At 63.1% G+C, this 19,349-nt stretch carries 16 protein-coding genes and 2 pseudogenes; 5 read left to right on the top strand and 13 right to left on the bottom strand.

The genetic code is table 11. The features are described 5' to 3' along the window. Positions 1-141, top strand: a pseudogene (locus tag MR935_RS07565) (AAA family ATPase); the annotation flags it as partial. Here MR935_RS07565 and MR935_RS07570 read toward each other — a convergent pair. The 10 genes and pseudogenes from MR935_RS07570 to MR935_RS07615 all read right to left on the bottom strand — a co-directional run. Continuing rightward, a pseudogene (locus tag MR935_RS07570) lies at positions 119-1,789 on the bottom strand (AAA family ATPase); the annotation flags it as partial. The pseudogenes MR935_RS07565 and MR935_RS07570 overlap by 23 nt on opposite strands. A gap of 51 nt (positions 1,790-1,840) precedes the next feature. Then, complete coding sequence (locus MR935_RS07575; RefSeq protein WP_290572424.1) at positions 1,841-2,455, bottom strand: CvpA family protein; 615 nt, start codon at positions 2,453-2,455, stop codon at positions 1,841-1,843. Then, positions 2,445-3,710 (bottom strand): DUF5711 family protein, encoded by a 1,266-nt coding sequence (locus MR935_RS07580; RefSeq protein ID WP_290572426.1) that lies wholly within the window; start codon positions 3,708-3,710, stop codon positions 2,445-2,447. The genes MR935_RS07575 and MR935_RS07580 overlap by 11 nt, the downstream gene beginning before the upstream one ends. A 72-nt stretch (positions 3,711-3,782) precedes the next feature. Next, positions 3,783-4,556, bottom strand: a complete 774-nt coding sequence (gene truA, locus MR935_RS07585) for a tRNA pseudouridine(38-40) synthase TruA (protein WP_290572428.1) — start codon at positions 4,554-4,556, stop codon at positions 3,783-3,785. A gap of 63 nt (positions 4,557-4,619) precedes the next feature. Continuing rightward, positions 4,620-5,423 carry an energy-coupling factor transporter transmembrane component T family protein gene (locus MR935_RS07590; RefSeq protein ID WP_290572430.1) on the bottom strand — a complete coding sequence of 268 codons (804 nt, stop codon included), beginning with the start codon at positions 5,421-5,423 and terminating at the stop codon, positions 4,620-4,622. Beyond that, the gene (locus MR935_RS07595; protein ID WP_290572432.1) at positions 5,423-6,289 is read right to left on the bottom strand and encodes an energy-coupling factor transporter ATPase; all 867 of its coding nucleotides are present in this window, start codon (positions 6,287-6,289) and stop codon (positions 5,423-5,425) included. The genes MR935_RS07590 and MR935_RS07595 overlap by 1 nt, the downstream gene beginning before the upstream one ends. Before the next feature lie 63 nt (positions 6,290-6,352). Then, positions 6,353-7,201, bottom strand: a complete 849-nt coding sequence (locus tag MR935_RS07600; RefSeq protein WP_290572434.1) for an energy-coupling factor transporter ATPase — start codon at positions 7,199-7,201, stop codon at positions 6,353-6,355. Positions 7,202-7,241: 40 nt separating this feature from the next. Then, positions 7,242-8,108, bottom strand: a complete 867-nt coding sequence (locus MR935_RS07605; RefSeq protein WP_290572435.1) for a class I SAM-dependent methyltransferase — start codon at positions 8,106-8,108, stop codon at positions 7,242-7,244. 229 nt (positions 8,109-8,337) lie between these two features. Further along, on the bottom strand, positions 8,338-8,769 hold the full coding sequence (locus tag MR935_RS07610; protein WP_290572437.1) for an Lrp/AsnC family transcriptional regulator: 432 nt from the start codon (positions 8,767-8,769) through the stop codon (positions 8,338-8,340). Between the two features lie 260 nt (positions 8,770-9,029). After that, positions 9,030-9,536: a GNAT family N-acetyltransferase gene (locus tag MR935_RS07615; RefSeq protein WP_290572439.1), complete on the bottom strand. Its 507-nt coding sequence runs from the start codon at positions 9,534-9,536 to the stop codon at positions 9,030-9,032. Between the two features lie 223 nt (positions 9,537-9,759). On the opposite strand from MR935_RS07615, the gene MR935_RS07620 reads away from it, so the two are divergent. The 3 genes from MR935_RS07620 to MR935_RS07630 are packed head-to-tail and all read left to right on the top strand — an operon-like array spanning position 9,760 to position 13,538. Then, a complete protein-coding gene (locus MR935_RS07620; RefSeq protein WP_290572441.1) occupies positions 9,760-10,731 on the top strand; it encodes a hypothetical protein in 972 nt (323 codons plus the stop codon). A 15-nt stretch (positions 10,732-10,746) separates the two neighbouring features. After that, a complete protein-coding gene (locus tag MR935_RS07625) occupies positions 10,747-12,048 on the top strand; it encodes a vWA domain-containing protein (RefSeq protein ID WP_290572443.1) in 1,302 nt (433 codons plus the stop codon). After that, positions 12,045-13,538, top strand: a complete 1,494-nt coding sequence (locus MR935_RS07630; protein ID WP_290572445.1) for an AAA family ATPase — start codon at positions 12,045-12,047, stop codon at positions 13,536-13,538. Before MR935_RS07625 ends, MR935_RS07630 begins: the two co-directional genes overlap by 4 nt. A 44-nt stretch (positions 13,539-13,582) precedes the next feature. Here MR935_RS07630 and MR935_RS07635 read toward each other — a convergent pair whose 3' ends face one another. Next, entirely contained in the window at positions 13,583-15,322 is a 1,740-nt protein-coding gene (locus MR935_RS07635) for a phosphodiester glycosidase family protein (protein WP_290572447.1), read from the bottom strand. 155 nt (positions 15,323-15,477) lie between these two features. Here MR935_RS07635 and MR935_RS07640 point away from each other — a divergent pair, with 155 nt between their 5' ends. Beyond that, complete coding sequence (locus MR935_RS07640; RefSeq protein ID WP_290572448.1) at positions 15,478-17,718, top strand: heavy metal translocating P-type ATPase; 2,241 nt, start codon at positions 15,478-15,480, stop codon at positions 17,716-17,718. 78 nt (positions 17,719-17,796) lie between these two features. On the opposite strand, the gene MR935_RS07645 is transcribed toward MR935_RS07640, so the two are convergent. Next, positions 17,797-18,594, bottom strand: coding sequence for a tRNA lysidine(34) synthetase (locus MR935_RS07645; protein ID WP_290572449.1), 798 nt, complete (start codon positions 18,592-18,594; stop codon positions 17,797-17,799). Next, positions 18,591-19,346: an SDR family NAD(P)-dependent oxidoreductase gene (locus tag MR935_RS07650; RefSeq protein WP_290572450.1), complete on the bottom strand. Its 756-nt coding sequence runs from the start codon at positions 19,344-19,346 to the stop codon at positions 18,591-18,593. The genes MR935_RS07645 and MR935_RS07650 overlap by 4 nt, the downstream gene beginning before the upstream one ends. Between the last annotated feature and the right edge of the window lie 3 nt (positions 19,347-19,349).

Raw genomic sequence — 19,349 nt, forward strand, 5'->3', positions numbered from 1 at the left:
AAAAAATTCGCCGCCGCCCGTACTCGGTCGTGCTGTTTGACGAGATCGAAAAGGCGCACCCGGACGTGCTCAACGCGCTGCTGCAAATTCTGGATGACGGCCGCCTGACCGACGCGCAGGGGCGCGTGGTCAGCTTTGAGACCGAGTGCTTTTCCATATATTCGGACATATCCAATCGGATAAGCGCATCAGGCGAATCGAACATATCGAGCGCCAGCTGCTTGACCAGCTCGGTCTTGCCCACGCCGGTCGGGCCGACAAACAGGAAGGATGCCGGTTTTTTCTTCGGACTGATGCCCGCGCGCGCGCGGCGGATGGACGCGCAGGCCGCGTCCACAGCCTCGTCCTGACCGATGATATGCGCCTTGAGACGCTTTTCCATGCCGCGCAGCCGCGCGGACTCCTGCGAGGCGATCTTGGAGGCCGGGATGCCCGTCCACAGCTCGATCACCGCGGCCAGCCCTTGCTCGTCGACCGCGGGGGCAGGCTTGGTCAGCAGCTCGTGCAGCCGCTCCTCCACCTGCAGCAGCCGCTGGCGGCACGAGGCGATGCGAGCATAGGTATCCTCTTGCTCGTCCTGCTGCGCGCACTGGGCGAGCACATCCATCTGGGTTTGCAGGCTTTCGACCTCGGTTTGCAGCGCGGGTATCTCGGATAGCTGCGGACAGTCCAGATTCAGGCGCGAGCAAGCCTCGTCGATCAGATCGATCGCCTTGTCGGGCAGAAAGCGGTCGGTGATATAGCGCTCAGACATTTCGGCCGCGCGCACGCAGATCTCGTCGGGCACCTGCACACCGTGAAAAGTCTCATAATACGAGCGGATGCCCTTGAGTATCTCGGCCGTCTCGGCCACCGAAGGCTCGCCGACATACACCGGCTGGAAACGGCGCTCAAGCGCGGCGTCCTTTTCGATATATTTTCGGTATTCATTCAGCGTCGTCGCGCCGATGACCTGGATATCCCCGCGCGCGAGGGCAGGCTTTAAGATATTCGCGGCGTTCATCGAACCTTCAGAGTCGCCCGCGCCGACGATATTGTGCACCTCGTCGATGACGAGAATGATGTTGCCCAGCTTTTTGACCTCGTCGATCAGCCCCTTCATGCGGCTTTCAAACTGGCCGCGGAACTGCGTGCCGGCGACCAGCGCGGTCAGGTCGAGCAGGTGTATCTCCTTGTTCCGCATTTTGAACGGGATGCGTCCCTCGTTGATACGCACGGCCAGCCCCTCGGCCACAGCCGTCTTGCCGACACCCGGCTCGCCGATCAGGCAGGGGTTGTTCTTTTGGCGGCGGTTGAGTATCTGGATGACGCGGTCGGTCTCCCGGTCGCGGCCGACGATGTGGTCAATGCGTCCCTCAGCCGCCTTACGCGTCAGGTTTTCGCAGTAATTGTTCAGGTATTTGCGTTTTTTGTCCTCTTTAGGCGGTGCTTGCGTGCGGGTACGTGCGCTATCCGCAGCGCGCTGCTTCTGCGGAGCAGACGGCGCGGCGCTCGGCACAGAGCCGCCCTCGCTCTCACCCTCGTGCGGCGCGTCCTCATCCGCGCCGTCCGGCCCGGCGGTGACCAACTCCTGCAGATCGCTCAGCGAGGCGATCTCGCCCGAAAGGGCCTCCAGATCGTCCTCGGTGATGCCCATCTGCTCCATAATGCTGTCGAGCGGCTTAACGCCCAGCTCGCGCGCGCACTTGAGGCACAGACCCTCCTGCGTGGTTTTTTCCGGGCCTTCGATCTTGGTGATAAAGACCACCGCGACGTTCTTTTTGCACCGTGAGCACATTGGCATGTTCATAAAATAAAACTCCTTACAATGGGAAGGTTGGTTCATAGGTAATGCTTGGGGTCAGAGCGCCACCGGCAGGATGTCGACCAGCGCAGCCAGCAGCGTTGTGTCCGCCACGCGCTGCGGCGACAGCCAGCCGAGCGACGTGTAGGTGATCGGCGAGACCCACTGGATGCCGACCAGCACGACCACGACCAGCAATATGCCCGCCGCCAGCCCTATCACGCCGCCGCCCAGTGAATCGAGCACGCCGAGCGGCGTCAGGTGGGCGATAAAGCGCAGGCTTTTAACCGCAAGCACGACCAGCCAGCCGAACAGGATGCAGCCGAGCACTAGCAGCAGCAAAAAGGCGATGCTCTCTGCCATGCTGACGGCGGCCTCGGTCACGTTCTGGCGCAGTCCGTCCAGTATGCCGTAGGACGCGCTGAGCGCGGCCTGCTTTTCAAACACCTCGCCGACGATCGGCGTGACGATCAGGCGGGCGACCGTGGGCGCGGCCGCGCGCGCGGTGAAAAACGCCGCGCCCAGCGCCGCGAACTTGCCCACCAGCCCGCAAAGTGAGGCCAAAAAGCCCCGGTGGTAACCCAAAGCGATATTGACGGCTATCACTGCCAGAATCACAAGATCGGGCAGGTTGAGCAGCCCTGTGATAAGCTGCAAGGGATCATTCTGCATCTGAAATATCCTCACTTCGCTCAGAATGCGCGGTGAAAAGCCGCGTGTTCTTGGTATAAAGCGCGTATACTGTGCTGTCATCGGTCAACAGCACGCGCTGCGCGCCGACCGCCTCGCTGTTGTGCCAGAGCGGCCGGCCGGTGTGATCGTATACGGAAACGCCCGCCGCACTGAGCGCGGCCACGCCCGCAGATGATACCGCGATGGCCGACGGCTCCTCCTCCAGCGCATGGGGGCCGCTCAGCCTGCCGTCCGGCGCGAGGATGTAGAGATCACCGCGCGCGCCGCCCGAGTACGAGCGCACGGCCAGCGCGAGCCGGTCGCTCCCCACGGTGAAGGTGAGCAAATCGGACGCCGTGATAGCCAGCGCCTGCTCGGCCTCGCCGCCCTTGCGCGGGACGAGATACAGTCCATCGTCGCACAGCACGGCGGCCGTGCCGCTCGAAAAATAACAAAGCTCCATGCCGAGCGAACCGGCAAGCGTCACATCGCCGGTCAACTCGCCGGTCAGCACCGAATAAAACAGCACATGCGTGTCGAGCGACACGCCGTTTTGCCGGAAAGCCAGCACGCCGAGTGTCTTACCATCGGGTGAGAGCGCGCCCGACACGATATAATATTCCGAAGCGCTGTACTTGAATACCTCTTTGCCGCGCGTATCATACACGGCGATGGCCGTGCGGTAGCCCTGCTCATCCGTGATGAGCAGAAAGCGCCCGTCCCGCGCAAGCCTGCCCGTGATGATGGTCGAGGTGAGCGTCAACTCGGCTGTGGCCGCGGCCGCGTTACACAGCACCGCGCGCGTGCCGCCCCGGTCATACGCCAGCACATGCTCCCCCGCGGCCTCGACCACGGGCGCGGTGTAGCCGAGCGGTATCCGCAGCGTGGTCACGCTGCCGGGGTTTGCAAGAAAGAGGGCGTCGCTGTCCGCATAGGCAAGGCCAAAGCCAAACAGCGCCCCGTCCGCGACCGTGTCGTTTTCGTAGCGGATGGTCGTGATCTCACCCTCATGCTCGCGCAGACCGGCGGCCGCGTAGCCGATCAGGCTGCGCATGGATGAGGGCATGAATAGCTGCCAATACGCCAGCAGGAAAACGACCATGCCGATGACCAGCAGAAAACCGGCGGCTGTGCGCAGCGCGGCAACAATGCGCACGCGCCTGTCGTCACTTTCGTGCAGGATGCGGTCGCGCTCCTTTCGGGAGGCGGGAAAAGGAACAAGGTTGTGCCCATCGTCCCCCCTATGCTCCGCCATCGGCCTCACCTCCCATAGTGTACAGCGTTTTTGTGGCGAAAATGTGAACAAAGCATAAATATCCGCCGCGCGCTACACATCCAGTCCGAAGCGCGCCAGCGCTGGCGTATGCTCGTACCACAGCCGGTTCATAAACAGGCCGTGCGCGGGCAGGGTCGGCCCCGCCTGCGCCCGCGCGCCTGCGCGCAGGATGGCACCCACGTCGTCCGGCGCCAGCTTGCCGCCGCCCACATAGACCAGTGTGCCCGCGATGGCGCGAACCATGTTATACAGAAAGCCGTCTCCGCACACGCGGATACGAACCAGACCGTTTTCGGTCGGCTCGACCTCGCACCAGAACACGGTGCGCACGGTCGATTTGACCGGCGTGCCTTGGCTGCGCACCGCGGCAAAGTCCTGCCGGCCGACAAAGCGCTGCGCGCCCGCGCGCATCCGCGCTAAATCGAGCGGATAGCTGTACCGGTAGGCGTAGCGCGCGTGAAAGGGGTCACGCAGGGTGGAGGGGTGGATATAATACGCATATTCTTTTTTGGTGCAGTCAAAGCGTGCGTCGAAGTCCTCCGGCACCTCGGCCGCACCCGAGACTGCGATGTCCTCGGGCAGCAGGCTGTTGAGCGCGTAGGGCAGGCGGTCAAGCGGGATGGTGCAGTCCGCCTTGCAGCTTGCGACATAGCGCCGCGCGTGTACGCCTGAATCGGTACGTCCAACGCCCGAAACATGTACCCTTTGCCCGAGCAGACGGAAAACGGCAGTCTCCATCTCCTGCTGGATGGAGGGGCCGTTTTTCTGCACCTGCCAGCCGTTATAATTGGTTCCGTCATAGGACAGCACCAGTGCGATATTCATAAAGCGCCCCCACGGTCAGAAAAAATGTAATTTGCGCACAAAGCGCGGCATACCGCCGCGCGGTCAAAGGCCAAAGCGCCCCAGCACGATGACCGCCGCGATGACGACCGTGCACAGCACGCTCGCGCACACATCCAGCCGCTCGATCTTGAGCTGCTTCATGCGGGTGCGGCCCACGTCGCCGCGGTACAGGCGGCACTCCATCGCGGTCGCCAGCTCGTCCGCCCGGCGGAAGGCCGAGATGAACAGCGGCACCAGAATGGGCACCAGTGCCTTGGCGCGCTGCAAAATATTGCCCGAGTCAAAGTCCGCGCCGCGCGCCTTTTGCGCCGCGATGATCTTTTCGGTCTCCTCGATCAGCGTCGGGATGAAGCGCAGCGCGATCGACATCATCATGGAAAGCTCGTGCACAGGCACGCGCAGCCGTTTGAGCGGGCCGAGCAGGCGCTCAAGCCCGTCGGTCAGCTGGATGGGCGAGGTCGTGTAGGTCAGCATCGAGGTGGCGATGATGAGCAGCATCAGCCGCAGCACCATGAAAAACGCGACTGCAATGCCCTGTTTGGAGATATGCAGCCAGCCCCACTGCCAGATATAGTCCCCCGGCGTGTAAAACAGGTTGAGCACGGCGGTGAACAGGATGATGAACAGAATCGGCCGCAGCCCGCGCACGACCAGCCGCGGCGAGATGCCCGAAATGCCGATGATCGCGGCCAGAAACACAAGAATGACCGCATATGAGACCGGCCCTGCGGCCAGAAACAGCGCGATGATGAACGCGATGGTCAGCACGATCTTGACGCGCGGGTCAAGACGGTGCACCGCGCTGTTTCCCGGAAAAAACTGGCCGATGGTGATATCCTTGAGCATCAGCGCGCGCCCCCCTTCTTTGCCGCGCGGATAGCATCCAGCGCCTGTGGGACGGTGAACACCGACGTGTCCACCGCAAGCCCGCGCCGCGCCAGCTCGCGCATGACCTTGGTGATCATCGGGATATCCAGCCCAGCCGCGATAATCTCCTCGGCGTGGGCAAAGACCTCGCGCGGGGTGTCGCAAAACAGCACGCGGCTGTGGTCCATCACCAGCAACCGGTCGGCCAGCCGCGCGATGTCCTCCATCGAGTGGGAGACGATCAGCACGGTCGCGCCCGACGTGTCATGGTACTGCTTGACCAGCTCGAGTATCTCGTCCCGCCCGGCGGGGTCAAGCCCGGCGGTCGGCTCGTCGAGCACAAGCACGTCCGGCCGCATGGCGATCACGCCCGCGATGGCCACGCGGCGCTTCTGCCCGCCCGACAGCGCAAACGGCGATTGCCCGGCCAGCTTTTCGTCCAGCCCGACCGCGCGCATGGATTCGCGCACACGCGCGTCGATCTCCTCCTGCGGCAGCCCCATGTTGGACGGGCCAAAGGCGATATCGCGCGCGATGGTCTCCTCAAACAGCTGGTATTCGGGATACTGGAACACCAGCCCGACGCGAAAGCGCGTCTCACGCGCGCACTTGCCCTTTTCGTCCCAGATTGACCGGCCATCCAGCAGCACCTCGCCCGCCGAGGGCTTGAGCAGGCCGTTGAAATGCTGGATAAGCGTCGATTTGCCCGATCCGGTGTGGCCGATCACGCCGAGTATCTCACCCTTTTCGATTCTGAGGTCAACATGGTCGAGCGCGACGCGCTCAAAGGGGGTGCCTGCTCCGTAAACGTAAGTCAAGCCCCTCGTTTCAAGTATGGTTGACAAGGTTTTCCCTCCTGCACACGCCCGCCTCCCGCGCTTTCCTTTCAGAAATGGAGGCAGGACGGCTTACGCCAAATATTTTTCCAGAATATCCGCGCACTCCTTAACCGTAAGCGCGTCGACCGGCAGCGCCGCACCGTCCGCGCGGCCCAGCTCATACAGCACCTCGATGGTCTGCGGCACGGTCAGCGACGCGGCGCGCAGCTTGTCCACCTGCGTGAAGATCGCGCGCGGCGCGCCGTCCATCAGCACCTCGCCCTGATGCATGACTACCACGCGGTCGGCCTGCACGGCCTCGTCCATATGGTGGGTGATGAGCACGACTGTGATGCCGTAGGTGCGGTTCAGCGCGCGCACGACATGCATGACCTCGCGCCGACCCTGCGGGTCGAGCATGGCGGTCGGCTCGTCGAGCACGACGCAGCGCGGCATCATAGCGATCACGCCCGCGATGGCCACGCGCTGCTTCTGCCCGCCGGAAAGGCGGTGCGGCGCCTGCGCGCGGTATTCGTACATATCGACAGCCCGGAGCGCGTCGCTCACGCGCACGCGGATCTCCTCGGGCGGCACGCCCATGTTTTCCAGCGCGAAAGCGACATCCTCCTCGACCACGGTGGCAACAAGCTGGTTATCCGGGTTTTGGAACACCATGGACACGGTCTTGCGCACCTCGTAGGTGTTTTTCTCGTCCCTGGTGTCCATCATATCGACATAACACACCCCGCCCGTCGGCAGACGGATGGCATTAAAGCAGCCGGCAAGCGTTGATTTGCCCGAGCCGTTGTGCCCCAGCACGGCGACAAACTCGCCCCGGCCGACCGACAGCGTCACACCCTTGAGCACGGGTACGGCGAGCTGCCCCTCCTCCACCGGATAGGCGTATTGCAAATTTTCTGTTTTGATGATCGCAGACATAGGTTGATCGTCCTTATCCATTGGTTTATCCGGGGGCAGGTCAGTTCCGCGCGATAAAGCGCGCGCTCGAGCCGCACGGCAGTGCAAGTCCGGTCGACTCGACTGGCAGCCCCAGCTCCTGCGCCTCGATATGCCCCGCGGCGCGCCTGCCCACGGTGATGCCCAGCAAGTACTGCATGACCGAGGGCGCAAGCCCGGTCGAGTAGCTCGAGATGAGTACAAACAGCGGCCTGTCCGACAGAACGCCCATAGCCAGCTCGACGAACGCGGCCACATCCTGCTCTATCTTCCATGTCTCGCCCGCCGGGCCGCGCCCGTAGCTGGGCGGGTCCATGATGATGGCGTCGTACCGGTGGCCGCGCCGTATCTCGCGCTGGATGAATTTTTTGCAGTCGTCGACGATCCAGCGGATCGGGCGGTCGGCCAGCCCCGAGCAGGCGGCGTTTTCCCGCGCCCACTGCACCATGCCCTTGGATGCATCCACATGGCAGACCGACGCACCCGCGTGCGCGGCAGCAAGTGTCGCCCCGCCCGTATAGGCGAACAGGTTGAGCACGCTGACCGCCCTACCCGCGCCCCGTATCATGCGGTCGATAAAGTCCCAGTTGGCGGCCTGCTCGGGAAACAGGCCGGTGTGCTTGAAGCGCATCGGCTTGAGCTGAAAGGTCAGCCCGCCGTAGCGGATGGCCCACTGGGCGGGCAGGCGCCGAATCTCCCAGCGGCCTCCGCCCGCGCTCGAGCGGTGGTAGATGGCATTCGGCCTGCCCCACGCGCGGCAGTCCTTGTCCCGCGGCCAAATGGCCTGCGGATCGGGACGCTGCAAGAGCTGGTCGCCCCAGCGTTCGATTTTCTCCCCGCCGCCGCAGTCAAGCACGGCGTAATCCTCCCAGCGGTCTGCGATCCACATAAAGCATATTCTCCGTTCCGCGCGTTTTACAAAAAATATAGCGGTATTTTGGCAACGCCGCACGATCGCGCTTTGGCAAGTCACGCCTGCCCAATTATGCGGTGTTCCCTTTATTCTAACACCAAATCCCGCGCCTTGCAACGAAAAAAGCGTGGAGACACCGATATGGTTTTTATGAAAAATGGCAAAAAGTGCCCGCTATGGCGTGTCCGCAGCCGGGTGCGTGCAGTCACACCCGGACGGCGCGCGGCGGCACGGGCGAGGAAAAGACGATCTGCGTTTGGGTCTTGCCGAACTGCTGGAGCTGCCCGATAAAGCCGTCCAGCTCCTGCGTGGAGGGGAAGCAGACCTTGACCAGCATGGAGTAATTGCCTGTCACGCAGTTGCATTCCAGCACATTAGGGCAGGCGGCGATAAACGGATAAAACGCGGGCTTTTGCGCGGGCTGCATATCCAGATTGATGTACGCAAGGATATGATAGCCCAGCTGCAGCGGGTCAAGATCGAGCGTGTAGCCGCGTATCACGCCCTTTTTCTCGAGCCGCTCCATGCGGGCGGACACGGCGGGCGAGGACAGGTTGACCTCCTTGGCCAGATATTTGATCGGGGTACGCGCGTTGCTTTGCAGCAGCCGGATCAGCTTGGCGTCGATTTCATCCATGGGCGTTGGCCCTCCTTTTATAAAATACAAAAAAACGGAGCTCACCCGTTTGCGGTGAACTCCGTTGTTCTTTTACATTATAAACCATCTATCCTAATTTGTCAAACAAAACCGCCCGAACAAATAAATTTTGTAAGGCCGTGCTGATTCCTTTTAACGCAAAATATCCTTATTTCAGGATCCTCTCCTCGAAATGGCAGAACAAGGCTTTACCGGTTCAGCTCAAAGCCTTCTAAACACCTCGATAGGTTGGCTTCCACCTATCCCATTGTTTTTTCAAAGCGGAAGAAATAATCCGCTCCTATCATATCATCCGGGATATTCGGATTCTTATGGTGTGGGTTAAAAAATTCTACTGCGCGAAACCCCAAACGGTTGATATAAAAATGTATGTTTCTTTTTTCAAAATATGGCGTGTAGGTTTCCCATACTTTTGTATCAGGGTGACGCTTTTCAATCTCACGCCACAGTTTCTGCCCGATCCCCTTGCTTTGGATTCCATACTTGACATATAAAAAATCAAGGTGGTTATGTTGGGTTGTTTTATCTATTACAACAATTGCTCCTCCAAGCAGTTGGTCATTCTCCACCGCTTTATATGCAACAGCTCCCTTTTTGGATAAGGACTCGTCAATGTCCTTTTCAGGCAGGATTTCTTCCTCTAACCCAGCAAATTCTTTTGCCGCACCTTTTTGAAACGCCTCCTGCATATCCTTCTTCAATCTCACTATATCTTCATTATTTACCGGCAGTAATTCCAAACCCATATGTGTCCTCCAAATTCCAATTTATCAGTCTGCATAGCGCTTTTATTTGCCTTCCTAAACCCGATTTATGGTTTTATTTATTTTATCATAGGTTGGAGATACCTTCAATTGGTGAAATCGCTACTGTCAACGCTGTAATCCGCGCCGCCCTGACTTGCCGCGCCGTCCGCGCTGTGCTATAATCAAGCACATGATGCAGCGCATGATGAGAGGAGAGCGAGCCATGGATACCATCAGCGGGGAGAACGAGCTGCTGCTCACCTGCGCGCAAACGCCGGAGGGCATCGCCATTCTGCGCTGTCAGACGCGGGACGATACCGTGCGCCTGCCCGATGAAATAGGCGGCCGGCCGGTCGTATCGCTGGGCGACTACGTGCTGGCCGAGCGCGCGCCCGACCTGAAGGGACACAACACCTTTGCCATGCGCGTCACCTGCGGCGGAGACACGCCGGTACACGACGCAAACGCCGTGCGCCGTGTCGTGCTGCCCGCGCACTGCCGCAGCTTGGGTAGCTATGCGTTTTACAACTGCCGCCGCTTGGAGCGGCTCGAGGTCGGCGCCGCGCTGGCCGATGTAGGCGGCGGCGCGCTGATGAACTGCCGCGCGCTGCGCACCTTTGTGCTGCACGCCGCGCCCGACGCGCCCACCGCCCTGCCCAAGCTGCTGGGTGAGACCGCGACCGAAGTCGACGTGCGCTTTGACCACGGCGCGCCCGCGCGCCTGCTCTTTCCCGCCTATTCAGAGGAGTTGGAGGATCTTTCGCCCGCGCACGTCTTCCAGCGCCGCATCCACGGCGCGGGCTACCTGTACCGCCAATGCTTTGCGGGCGGCGCGCTGCAATTTGCCCAGTATGACAAGGCGCTCGCCGCGCTGCTCGAGCGGCATGACTTTACCGTTGCCGCGCGGGTCGCCGTGCGGCGACTGGCGCTGCCATATGCGCTGGGCGACGCAGCGCGTGAGGACTATTTGAACTGCCTGCGCGCGCACGGCGGTGCGCTGGCGTGCAAGATGGCCGAGGCCGGTGAGAGCAGCGCGCTGCATTTTCTGCTGACGCTCGGCGTGCTTTCACCGGAAGCGATCGGCACGGCCTGCGATGCCGCGCGCCGGCACGGGCAGACTGCGGCGCTCTCGGTGCTGCTGGCCGCGTCAGGCGGAAATCAGGCGGCCGGGCGCGCCAAAACCTTTGATTTATAGAAACGGAGGCGCTGTATGCCCCAATCCGAACGCTGGGCAAGCATCGGGCGGGAGATATTGTTCTCCGCCCGCACCGAGCTGTATATGAGCCTGCCCTTTCTGGACGCCGCGCTCTCGGCGCTCGCCGTATCGGACGGCTTTGACACAGCCACGCTTGCGACCGACGCGAAACACCTGTATTTCAACGGCACGTGGCTCGCGCAGCAGTATGAACGCGCCCGCGCGCTTGTCAACCGCGCCTATCTGCACAGTGTGTTCCACTGTCTGCTGCGCCACCCCGTCAAAACGCGCGGCCGCGACCGCGCCCTATGGGACTTGGCCTGCGATGTCGCGGTCGAGAGTATGCTGGACGCGCTCGACTACCGCTGTCTGCAAGCCGCGCGCCCCTCGGTGCGGCGGCAAAACCTGTACCGCCGCCTGCGGGAGCAGCTGCCCGTGCTGACCGCCGAGGCGGTTTACCGCCAGTTCCGGCGCGAGCGCCTGTCCCCCTATGACTGCGCCACGCTCGCGCGCGAATTCTTCATCGACGAGCACACGCTCTGGCCCGAGGAGGGCGACGACGAGCAGGACCGCCAGTGGCAGCGCCGCGCCGAGCGCACCGAAACCGCGATGAACACCGTCTTTGCCGATCAGGCGACCGGCGGCGCGGCCGTGCGCGAGCAGCTTGCGGTCACCACCCAAGGCACGACCGACTACCGCGCCTTTCTGCGCCGCTTCGCCACGCTGCGGGAGGAGGTTGCGGTCGACGCGGACTCCTTCGACTATGGCTACTATGCCTACGGCCTGCGGCATTACGGCAACATGCCGCTCATCGAGCCGCTCGAAACGCGTGAGGTGCGCCGGATCGAGGACTTTGTCATCGCCATCGACACGTCAATGTCGACCTCGGGCGAGCTGGTGCGGGATTTTCTGCGCCGCACCTACGAGCTGCTGCAGCAAAGCGAGAGCTTTTTCCGCACGGTCAACCTGCGCATTTTGCAGTGTGACGACCAGCTCCGCGCGGACAAGCGCATCACGAACGCGCGCGAGCTTGCCGATTATATGGAGCATTTGGAGCTGATCGGCCAGTCGGCCACCGATTTCCGTCCGGTGTTCGACCATGTGAACAAGCTGCGCGGCGAGGGCGCGTTCCACCACCTGCGCGGCCTGCTCTACTTCACCGACGGCCTGGGCATCTATCCGAAAAAACGCCCGTCCTACGACGCTGCCTTTGTCATGCTCGAGGGGCAGGCTTATCCCGACAACGTGCCCCCGTGGGGCATCCGCGTGGTCTTGCGCGACCAAGCGCTCTGCACATCGCAAGGAGATGGAACATGAATATCAAACGAGCCAAAAACGAGATCAAAAACGCGCTGCGCGCCTATCTCGCCCGCGACGAGTTCGGCGCGTACCGCATCCCGCCCATCCGCCAGCGCCCCATCCTGCTGATGGGGCCGCCGGGCATCGGCAAAACGCAGATCATGGAGCAGATCGCGGAGGAAACGGGCGTCGGCCTTGTCTCCTACACACTGACGCACCACACGCGCCAATCCGCCCTTGGCCTGCCGTATATCGAAAAACAGCGCTTTGACGGGCAGGAATACGCGGTGACCGCCTACACGATGAGCGAGATCATCGCCTCCGTCCACCGTGAGATCGCGCGCACGGGCGTGCGCGAGGGCATCTTGTTCCTTGACGAGATCAACTGCATCTCCGAGACGCTCACACCCATGATGCTGCAATTTTTACAGTGCAAAACCTTTGGCAACCAGCAGCTGCCCGAGGGGTGGGTGGTCGTTGCGGCGGGCAACCCGCCCGAATACAATAAGTCGGTGCGCGAATTTGACGTGGTCACACTCGACCGCGTCAAGCGCATCGACGTGACGGAGGACTTCTCCGTCTGGAAGGAATACGCCCACCGGCGCGGCATCCACGGCGCGGTACTGTCTTATCTGGAGATACGGCGTGAGCACTTCTACCGCGTTGAGGCGACGGCGGACGGGCTGCAATTTGTCACCGCGCGCGGCTGGGAGGATCTGTCCGAGCTGATGCATGTCTACGAAACGCTCGGCCTGCCGGTCGACCGGCAGGTGGTTGAGCAATATTTGCAGCTTGCGCGCGTGGCGAGCGATTTCGCGGGCTATTTGCAGCTTTATGAAAAATACCGCCGCGTCTACCGCGTCGACGAGATACTGGACGGCACATGGGAGCGAGTGCGCGCCTCCGAGCTTGCCGGCGCGCCGTTTGACGAAAAGCTGGGCGTGCTCGGCCTGCTGCTCTCCAAATTGGCCGAGGGTGCGCGCACGGTCTACCGCCTTGACGGACTGGCCGACGCGCTGCACCGCGACCTGCTCGACATGCGCGAGGGCAAAACAACGCTCGGCACGCTGCTGGATGACCGGCAGGCGGCGCTGGCGCGCCGCCGCGCGGCGGGCAGCACCGACCGGGACGCACTCTTCATCGCCGCGCGCGAAACCGAGCGCCTGTCCGCCTTCCGGCAGACGCTTGCGCTGGAGAAAACACCCAAAGGGCAAGCGTTTGAGCGGCTCGGCGCGCTGTTCCAGCGCGATGTGCAGGCGCGCGCCGACGCGGCCGCACTGACCGACCGGCAGCTTGCAAACGCTTTTGCTTTTCTGGACGCGGCTCTCGGTGACAGCCAAGAAATGGTGCTGTTCGCCACCGAGCTGACGGCTAATTTCTTTACCTCGTGGTTCATCCAGAACTTTGGCTGCGAGGCGTATTTTCAGCACAACGACCGCTTGCTGTTTGACGACACGCACAAAAAGCTGCTCAACGAGATCGAGCAGGCCAGACAGCAGCAACCATAATAAAAGGCGGACGCCCTGCCGGGCGTCCGCCTTTTTGTATTGCCTTAGATATTCTGATAGGCGTTGCGCATGGTGATGAACGCCTGCTCGCGGGTGAAGTGGCCGTGCGGGTCAAAGGTATCGCCGCTGCCGTTCATGATGCCGTTCGCTGTGACGAACGCGACTGCGTCACGCGCCCAAGTGTCTATCTTGGCCGCGTCGGCAAACTGCTTGCCCGCGCCCGTGCCGGATGCGCCGAGCAGCTTTGCCGCGCGCTGTAAGATGGCCGCGGCCTCCTGCCGGGTCAGCGAATCGCCCGGGCCGAAGCGGCCGTCGCCAATGCCGTTTACAATACCGAACGAGGCGCACTCGCGCACATAGAAGTCATCGGTATCGGAAAACGCGGCAGCGTATGCAAGGCCGTGCTTGGCGCGCAGCTGGTCGATGCTGCCGCCGGTCTTTTTCTCCAGCATGGTGACGATCAGCACGCAGAACTCGCGCCGCGTAATGTTCGCGCGGTAGTTGAATTGCAGCCAATCAGGGATCAGACCGAGCGCCTTGCCCTCGTCAATGGGCGCGGCCGCCCACGCGGACGGCTCATTCGCGTTCAGGCCGGTGGTCGAGCCGCCCGCGGGCTGAATGACAGGCGCTTCGGGCTTCTGCTCGCGCACCGCCTCGTCCACGATGACAAACGCGCTCGCCAGACGGCGGCCTGCGGTGGTCAGGTAGCCCGTGCCGGGTACATACAGCATACTCGATGCGCCGCCGTCCAAGCTGACGGCGTTGACCGCGCCCGCGCCCTTGAGATAGGCCGCGACCTGCCGCAGCGACGCGCTGCTTGCCGTGCCGAGCACCAGCCGGCCGTCGTTCATGATGGCCGCGAAGCTGCGCTGCGCCACGCTGTCCACCGCTTGATCGGCGGCGGTGATATCCTTGTTATACACCGCGCTGTCGGTCACGTCCACGCCGTTTTGCAGCAGCATACGGCCGCCCGCGACCACAGTTTTCATATTCTGCCACGCGGCCAGATCGCCCGCGCGCACGCAGGAGACTGCGGTCGACGCGACCGCCGCCGAGTCGCCCACCGCCGGGAACAGGTTGAACTTCTGTGCATCTGCAGCAGCACCGGCGTTATACACCAGCAGCTGCGCCCCGGCGGGCACGGTATAGGTGCCGCCGCCCGCCACCGCGGCCACGCGGCCATCCCGCAGCGTGAGCACCTTGCTGTCCCGCGCGACGGTGATGGGCAGGGTAAATTCCCCCGTAAACAGCGAGATCGACTTGGCATCCGTGTAATAATCGTTGACCGCCCACACGTTGACCTGCACCTTGCCGTTGATGAGCACCGAGCACTGTGTTTTGGCGCGGTCGATATAGGGCTTGCCATCCCATGTGACACCCAGCAGATTGGCCTCGCCCATGCCGTTTACCACGCGGCCGTCCCGCACCACAGTCGAATAGATGCGCGGGCAGTTGTTCGGATAGCTCATCGCCGCGCCCGCGTTATAATAGGAGTTGAAAAAGCCGCCGTTTATCGCTGCGACAACCGTCGAATTGCCGTCCGCCGTGACGCGGCTGACCAGCGTAGCCGCGTCGGTATCCTGATGGACGCTGCCGCCTGCAAGCGCCACATCGGCCGTGCGGCTGCCGTCCATTGTCACATAGACCAGCCGTGCGCTGCCCCCGCCAATCGCCGCCGTTGTCGTGACCACACCGGCGGCTGCCGCTCCCGCCCAAACCGGACAGACCGCCATGGTCAAGGCTGCGCACAGCAGCGCCGCCAAGCCTCTTTTGATATGCTGCATTTGCATGTCCCCCTCATCAAATATCGCTTGTGTAGTCTATCGGCGTGCTGTCCAAAAAAAATAAGAGCGCCCATTGACAAACGCCGCCCGCTGTACTAATATGAATATATGAACATATGAGCAAGTATTCATATATTGTCAGGAGGCGTATCACCATGACAGATCACGGCAGACAAACCCCGCCGGCATCCGGCGGCACGCCCTGCGGCTGCGGACACGAGCACGCGCATCCGCACGAGGCGCACCCGCATACCCACCACAGCCATGACAGCTGCCACTGCCATGACCATGCCGCTCCGCCGCGCAAAGCGCCCGATGGCAAGGCTGCGCACGGCCATGCCCCAGGCAAGCAGCGCGTTTACACCGTGCAGGGGCTTGGCTGCGCGCACTGCGCCGCCGAGATCGAACATCAAGTCAGCCGCCTGCCCGGCGTTGCCGACTGCGTGCTGGTTTACGAGACCCGCCAGCTGCGCGTGACCGCGCCTGACCCGGACGCACTGCTGCCCGACATCCGCCGTGTCTGCGTGGCGGTCGAGAGCACGGCCAAGGTCATCGTGCCTGAAGACGGGCAGGAGGAGGAGGCCACCCCGCTGCGCGCGCTGCTCGCGGGCGCGGTGTGCTTTGCCGCCGGCATGCTCACCCCGCACCCCATCGCCAAGCCCGTGCTGGTGGTTGCAGCCTATCTTGTGCTCGGCTGGCGGGTGCTTTGGACCGCGCTCGGCAATCTGCTGCGCGGCCGCGTGTTCGACGAAAACTTTCTGATGTCGCTGGCCACGCTCGGCGCGCTTATCATCGGCGAATATCCCGAAGCGGCCGGTGTGATGCTGTTCTACCGCGTCGGCGAGTATTTTGAGGACAGGGCGGTCGCCCGCTCGCGCCGCCAGATCATGCAGGCGGTCGACCTGCGTCCCGAGGTCGTGCAGTTGGTCGAGTCGTCCGGCACGCGCGAGATTGCCGCGGCGGACGCGCGGGTGGGCGACATCGTGCTCGTTCGCCCGGGCGACCGCGTCCCGCTCGACGGTGTGGTGCTTGAGGGCGAGAGCCGGTTGGACACCTCGGCCGTTACCGGCGAGCCGACACCCGTGCGCGTCGCCCCGGGCGACAAGGCCGTATCAGGCTGCGTCAACACGGACGGCCTGCTCAAGCTGCGCGTCACCCATGTGCTGGCCGAGAGCATGGTGCAGCGCATCCTCGACAGCGTCGAGAACGCCGCCGCGCGCAAGCCCCGGCTCGACCGTTTCATCACCCGCTTTTCCCGCGTATATACGCCTGTGGTCGTCGTGATCGCGGCGCTAACCGCGCTCATCCCCGGCCTTGCCACCGGCAACTGGAGCCAATGGGTGTATACCGCGCTGACCTTCCTCGTCATCTCGTGCCCGTGCGCGCTCGTTCTTTCCGTGCCGCTGACCTATTTCGCGGGCATCGGCGCAGGCTCCAAGCGCGGCATCCTGTTCAAGGGCGGCGCGTCGCTTGAGATGCTCGAAACGGTCAAAATGGTCGTCATGGATAAGACCGGCACGATCACGCAGGGCAATTTCGCCGTGCAGCGCGTCGCGCCCGCCGGCGGCATGGACAAAACCGCGCTGCTCGCGCTGGCGGCAGCCTGTGAGCGCGCGTCCACGCACCCGATCGCCCGCTCCATCCTGACCGCCGCGCAGGACATGGCGCTGCCCGCCGTGACCGACATCCGTGAGCAGGCAGGCGAGGGCGTTTCGGCCATGCTGGACGGCAAGACCGTGTTGTGCGGCAGCCGCAAGCTGCTGGCGCGGCACCACATCGCTCTTGCGGACGATGCGGGCGAGACAGGCGGCGCCGAGGTGCTGCTCGCGCTGGACGGTGCATTCATCGGCCAGCTCATCATCGCGGACACCGTCAAGGCAGACGCGGCGGACGCGGTCGCGCGCATGAAGCGGCAGGGGCTTGCCACCGCCATGCTGACCGGCGACGGAGAGGACAACGCCCGCGCGGTAGCCGGGGCGGTCGGCGTTGACGAGGTACGCGCGCGGCTGCTGCCCCAAGACAAGCTGACCGCGCTGGATGAGCTGCGCGCGGCGCACGGCGCGGCGCTGTTCGTCGGCGACGGCATCAACGACGCGCCCGTGCTCGCGGGCGCGGACGTGGGGGCGGCCATGGGCTCGGGCGCGGACGCGGCCATCGAAGCGGCCGATGTGGTGTTCCTGCGCACCGAGCTGTCCGCCATCCCGGACGCGGTCGATATCGCGCGCTGCGCGGGCCGCATCGCGCGGCAGAACATCGTGTTCGCGCTAGCGGTAAAGCTGGCGGTCATGGTGCTGGGACTTGCCGGCCGTGCCTCGATGTGGCTGGCTGTATTTGCCGATTCGGGCGTAGCCATGCTGTGCGTGCTCAACGCGGTGCGTATTTTGCGGCGGAAATAAAGCCGATCAAATCATTACAAAAGCCCTGCGCTGTTCACCGGCGCAGGGCTTTGTTTGGTTTGGCGCGGACGGCGTGCGTTAGAAGCTGTCCAAAAAGCTGTGAAACCCGGCTTCATCCCGCCAGCCGAGCAGACCCGCCGTGTTCACGTTTTTGACAGCGTTAAAAATATTGGCCTCGACCTGCGGATTTTTCTCGGCCAGCGCGGCGATGAGCGCCCGCACCTCGGCGCGCTTGGTATCGTTTTCGAGCGTCCTTGCCGGGCAGTCGCAGGGCAGAAAGGTCAGCCCGCAGCCGCGCACCCATTCCTCTACCGCGCGCTCGCGCACATAATAGAGCGGACGGATCAGCTCCATGCCCGCGTAGTGCTTGGCCTTGACGCGCGGCAGCATGGCCTGCACCTGCCCGCCGTAGAGCAGGCTGAGCAGCACCGTGCTAATCGCGTCGTCATAATGGTGGCCGAGCGCGATTTTGTTGCAGCCGCGCTTTTGTGCCTCGGCATACAGATAGCCGCGCCGCATCTTGGCGCACAGAAAGCACGGATGCCCGGCGGCGTGGTTTGCCGCGACTTGGAGCACATTGGTCTCGAACACCTCGAGCGGCAAGCCGAGCCGCGCGGCATTGTCCTCCAAATGCGCGCGTCCCGCGGGCGTGTAGCCTGGGTCCATCGCCAGAAACACCAGCGAAAAGTCGACCGTCTGCCTAAGCTGCCGCAGCAGCAGCGCGAGCAGCATCGAGTCCTTGCCGCCCGAAATGCACACCGCGACCCTGTCCCCCGGCTGCACCAGCCCAAATTCGCGCACGGCGCGCACGAAAGGCTTACGCAGGCTGCGCACAAAGGTGGTCTGCAAGGCGCGCTCGATCTCCCACCCGGTCATTTGCCCGCCTTTCTGTGCTGGAAGTGGTAGGTGATGCGCGCCAGCAGGCAGTCGGGCGCGAAATGGCGCGCCAAAGTCATCGCCTTCATCGCCGCACCCGGCACGACCAGCGCCTTGCCTGCGAACAGCCCGTCCAGCGCCTCACGCGCCACGCGCGCAGCATCCAGTCCGGCCAGCGAAAACCGTACGCCCGCCACCCGGTTAAACTCGGTGTCCACCGGGCCGGGGCAGAGCGCGCAAATTTTAACCGCGCTGTTCTGCCGGCGCAACTCCTCGCGGATGGCCTCGGTCAGCCGCAGTACATAGTTCTTGGTTGCGTAATAGGTCGCCATCAGCGGCCCAGGCAGAAAGCCCGCGCTCGAAGCGACGTTCAGGATATAGCCGCGCCCCCGCCGGGTGAAATCCTGCACGGCCAGCTTGGTCAGGATGTGCACCGCGCGGATGTTGGTGTCGATCATGCGCAACTCCTCGTCCAGCCCGGTCTTCTCAAACCGGCCGAACAGGCCAAAGCCCGCGTTGTTGATGACGACCTCCAGCTCATCGCCGCGCACTGCCTGATACAGCAGGCGGCATTCCTTTTCATCCGAAATATCGGCCGCGATGATGTGGCAAACGGTCGGCAGCTCGGCGGCCAGCTCGCGCAGCCGCTCCTCCCGGCGGGCGCACAGCGTCAGCTCGTAGCCGCGCGCAGCCAGCAGCCGCGCCATCTCCCGCCCGATGCCCGAGGATGCACCCGTTATCAATGCTCGCATGGA

Origin of the sequence: Agathobaculum sp. (assembly GCF_022775115.1) — a bacterium.
GTDB lineage: Bacteria > Bacillota > Clostridia > Oscillospirales > Butyricicoccaceae > Agathobaculum.

What these genes read in the sequence shown, in the direction of transcription:
- MR935_RS07635 (WP_290572447.1), bottom strand. Translation starts at nt 15,322, where the DNA reads ATGCAGCATATCAAAAGAGGCTTGGCGGCGCTGCTGTGCGCAGCCTTG.
- truA (WP_290572428.1), bottom strand. Translation starts at nt 4,556, where the DNA reads ATGAATATCGCACTGGTGCTGTCCTATGACGGAACCAATTATAACGGC.
- MR935_RS07650 (WP_290572450.1), bottom strand. Translation starts at nt 19,346, where the DNA reads ATGCGAGCATTGATAACGGGTGCATCCTCGGGCATCGGGCGGGAGATG.
- MR935_RS07605 (WP_290572435.1), bottom strand. Translation starts at nt 8,108, where the DNA reads ATGTGGATCGCAGACCGCTGGGAGGATTACGCCGTGCTTGACTGCGGC.
- MR935_RS07620 (WP_290572441.1), top strand. Translation starts at nt 9,760, where the DNA reads ATGGATACCATCAGCGGGGAGAACGAGCTGCTGCTCACCTGCGCGCAA.
- MR935_RS07630 (WP_290572445.1), top strand. Translation starts at nt 12,045, where the DNA reads ATGAATATCAAACGAGCCAAAAACGAGATCAAAAACGCGCTGCGCGCC.
- MR935_RS07640 (WP_290572448.1), top strand. Translation starts at nt 15,478, where the DNA reads ATGACAGATCACGGCAGACAAACCCCGCCGGCATCCGGCGGCACGCCC.
- MR935_RS07575 (WP_290572424.1), bottom strand. Translation starts at nt 2,455, where the DNA reads ATGCAGAATGATCCCTTGCAGCTTATCACAGGGCTGCTCAACCTGCCC.
- MR935_RS07615 (WP_290572439.1), bottom strand. Translation starts at nt 9,536, where the DNA reads ATGGGTTTGGAATTACTGCCGGTAAATAATGAAGATATAGTGAGATTG.
- MR935_RS07580 (WP_290572426.1), bottom strand. Translation starts at nt 3,710, where the DNA reads ATGGCGGAGCATAGGGGGGACGATGGGCACAACCTTGTTCCTTTTCCC.
- MR935_RS07590 (WP_290572430.1), bottom strand. Translation starts at nt 5,423, where the DNA reads ATGCTCAAGGATATCACCATCGGCCAGTTTTTTCCGGGAAACAGCGCG.
- MR935_RS07600 (WP_290572434.1), bottom strand. Translation starts at nt 7,201, where the DNA reads ATGTCTGCGATCATCAAAACAGAAAATTTGCAATACGCCTATCCGGTG.
- MR935_RS07610 (WP_290572437.1), bottom strand. Translation starts at nt 8,769, where the DNA reads ATGGATGAAATCGACGCCAAGCTGATCCGGCTGCTGCAAAGCAACGCG.
- MR935_RS07625 (WP_290572443.1), top strand. Translation starts at nt 10,747, where the DNA reads ATGCCCCAATCCGAACGCTGGGCAAGCATCGGGCGGGAGATATTGTTC.
- MR935_RS07645 (WP_290572449.1), bottom strand. Translation starts at nt 18,594, where the DNA reads ATGACCGGGTGGGAGATCGAGCGCGCCTTGCAGACCACCTTTGTGCGC.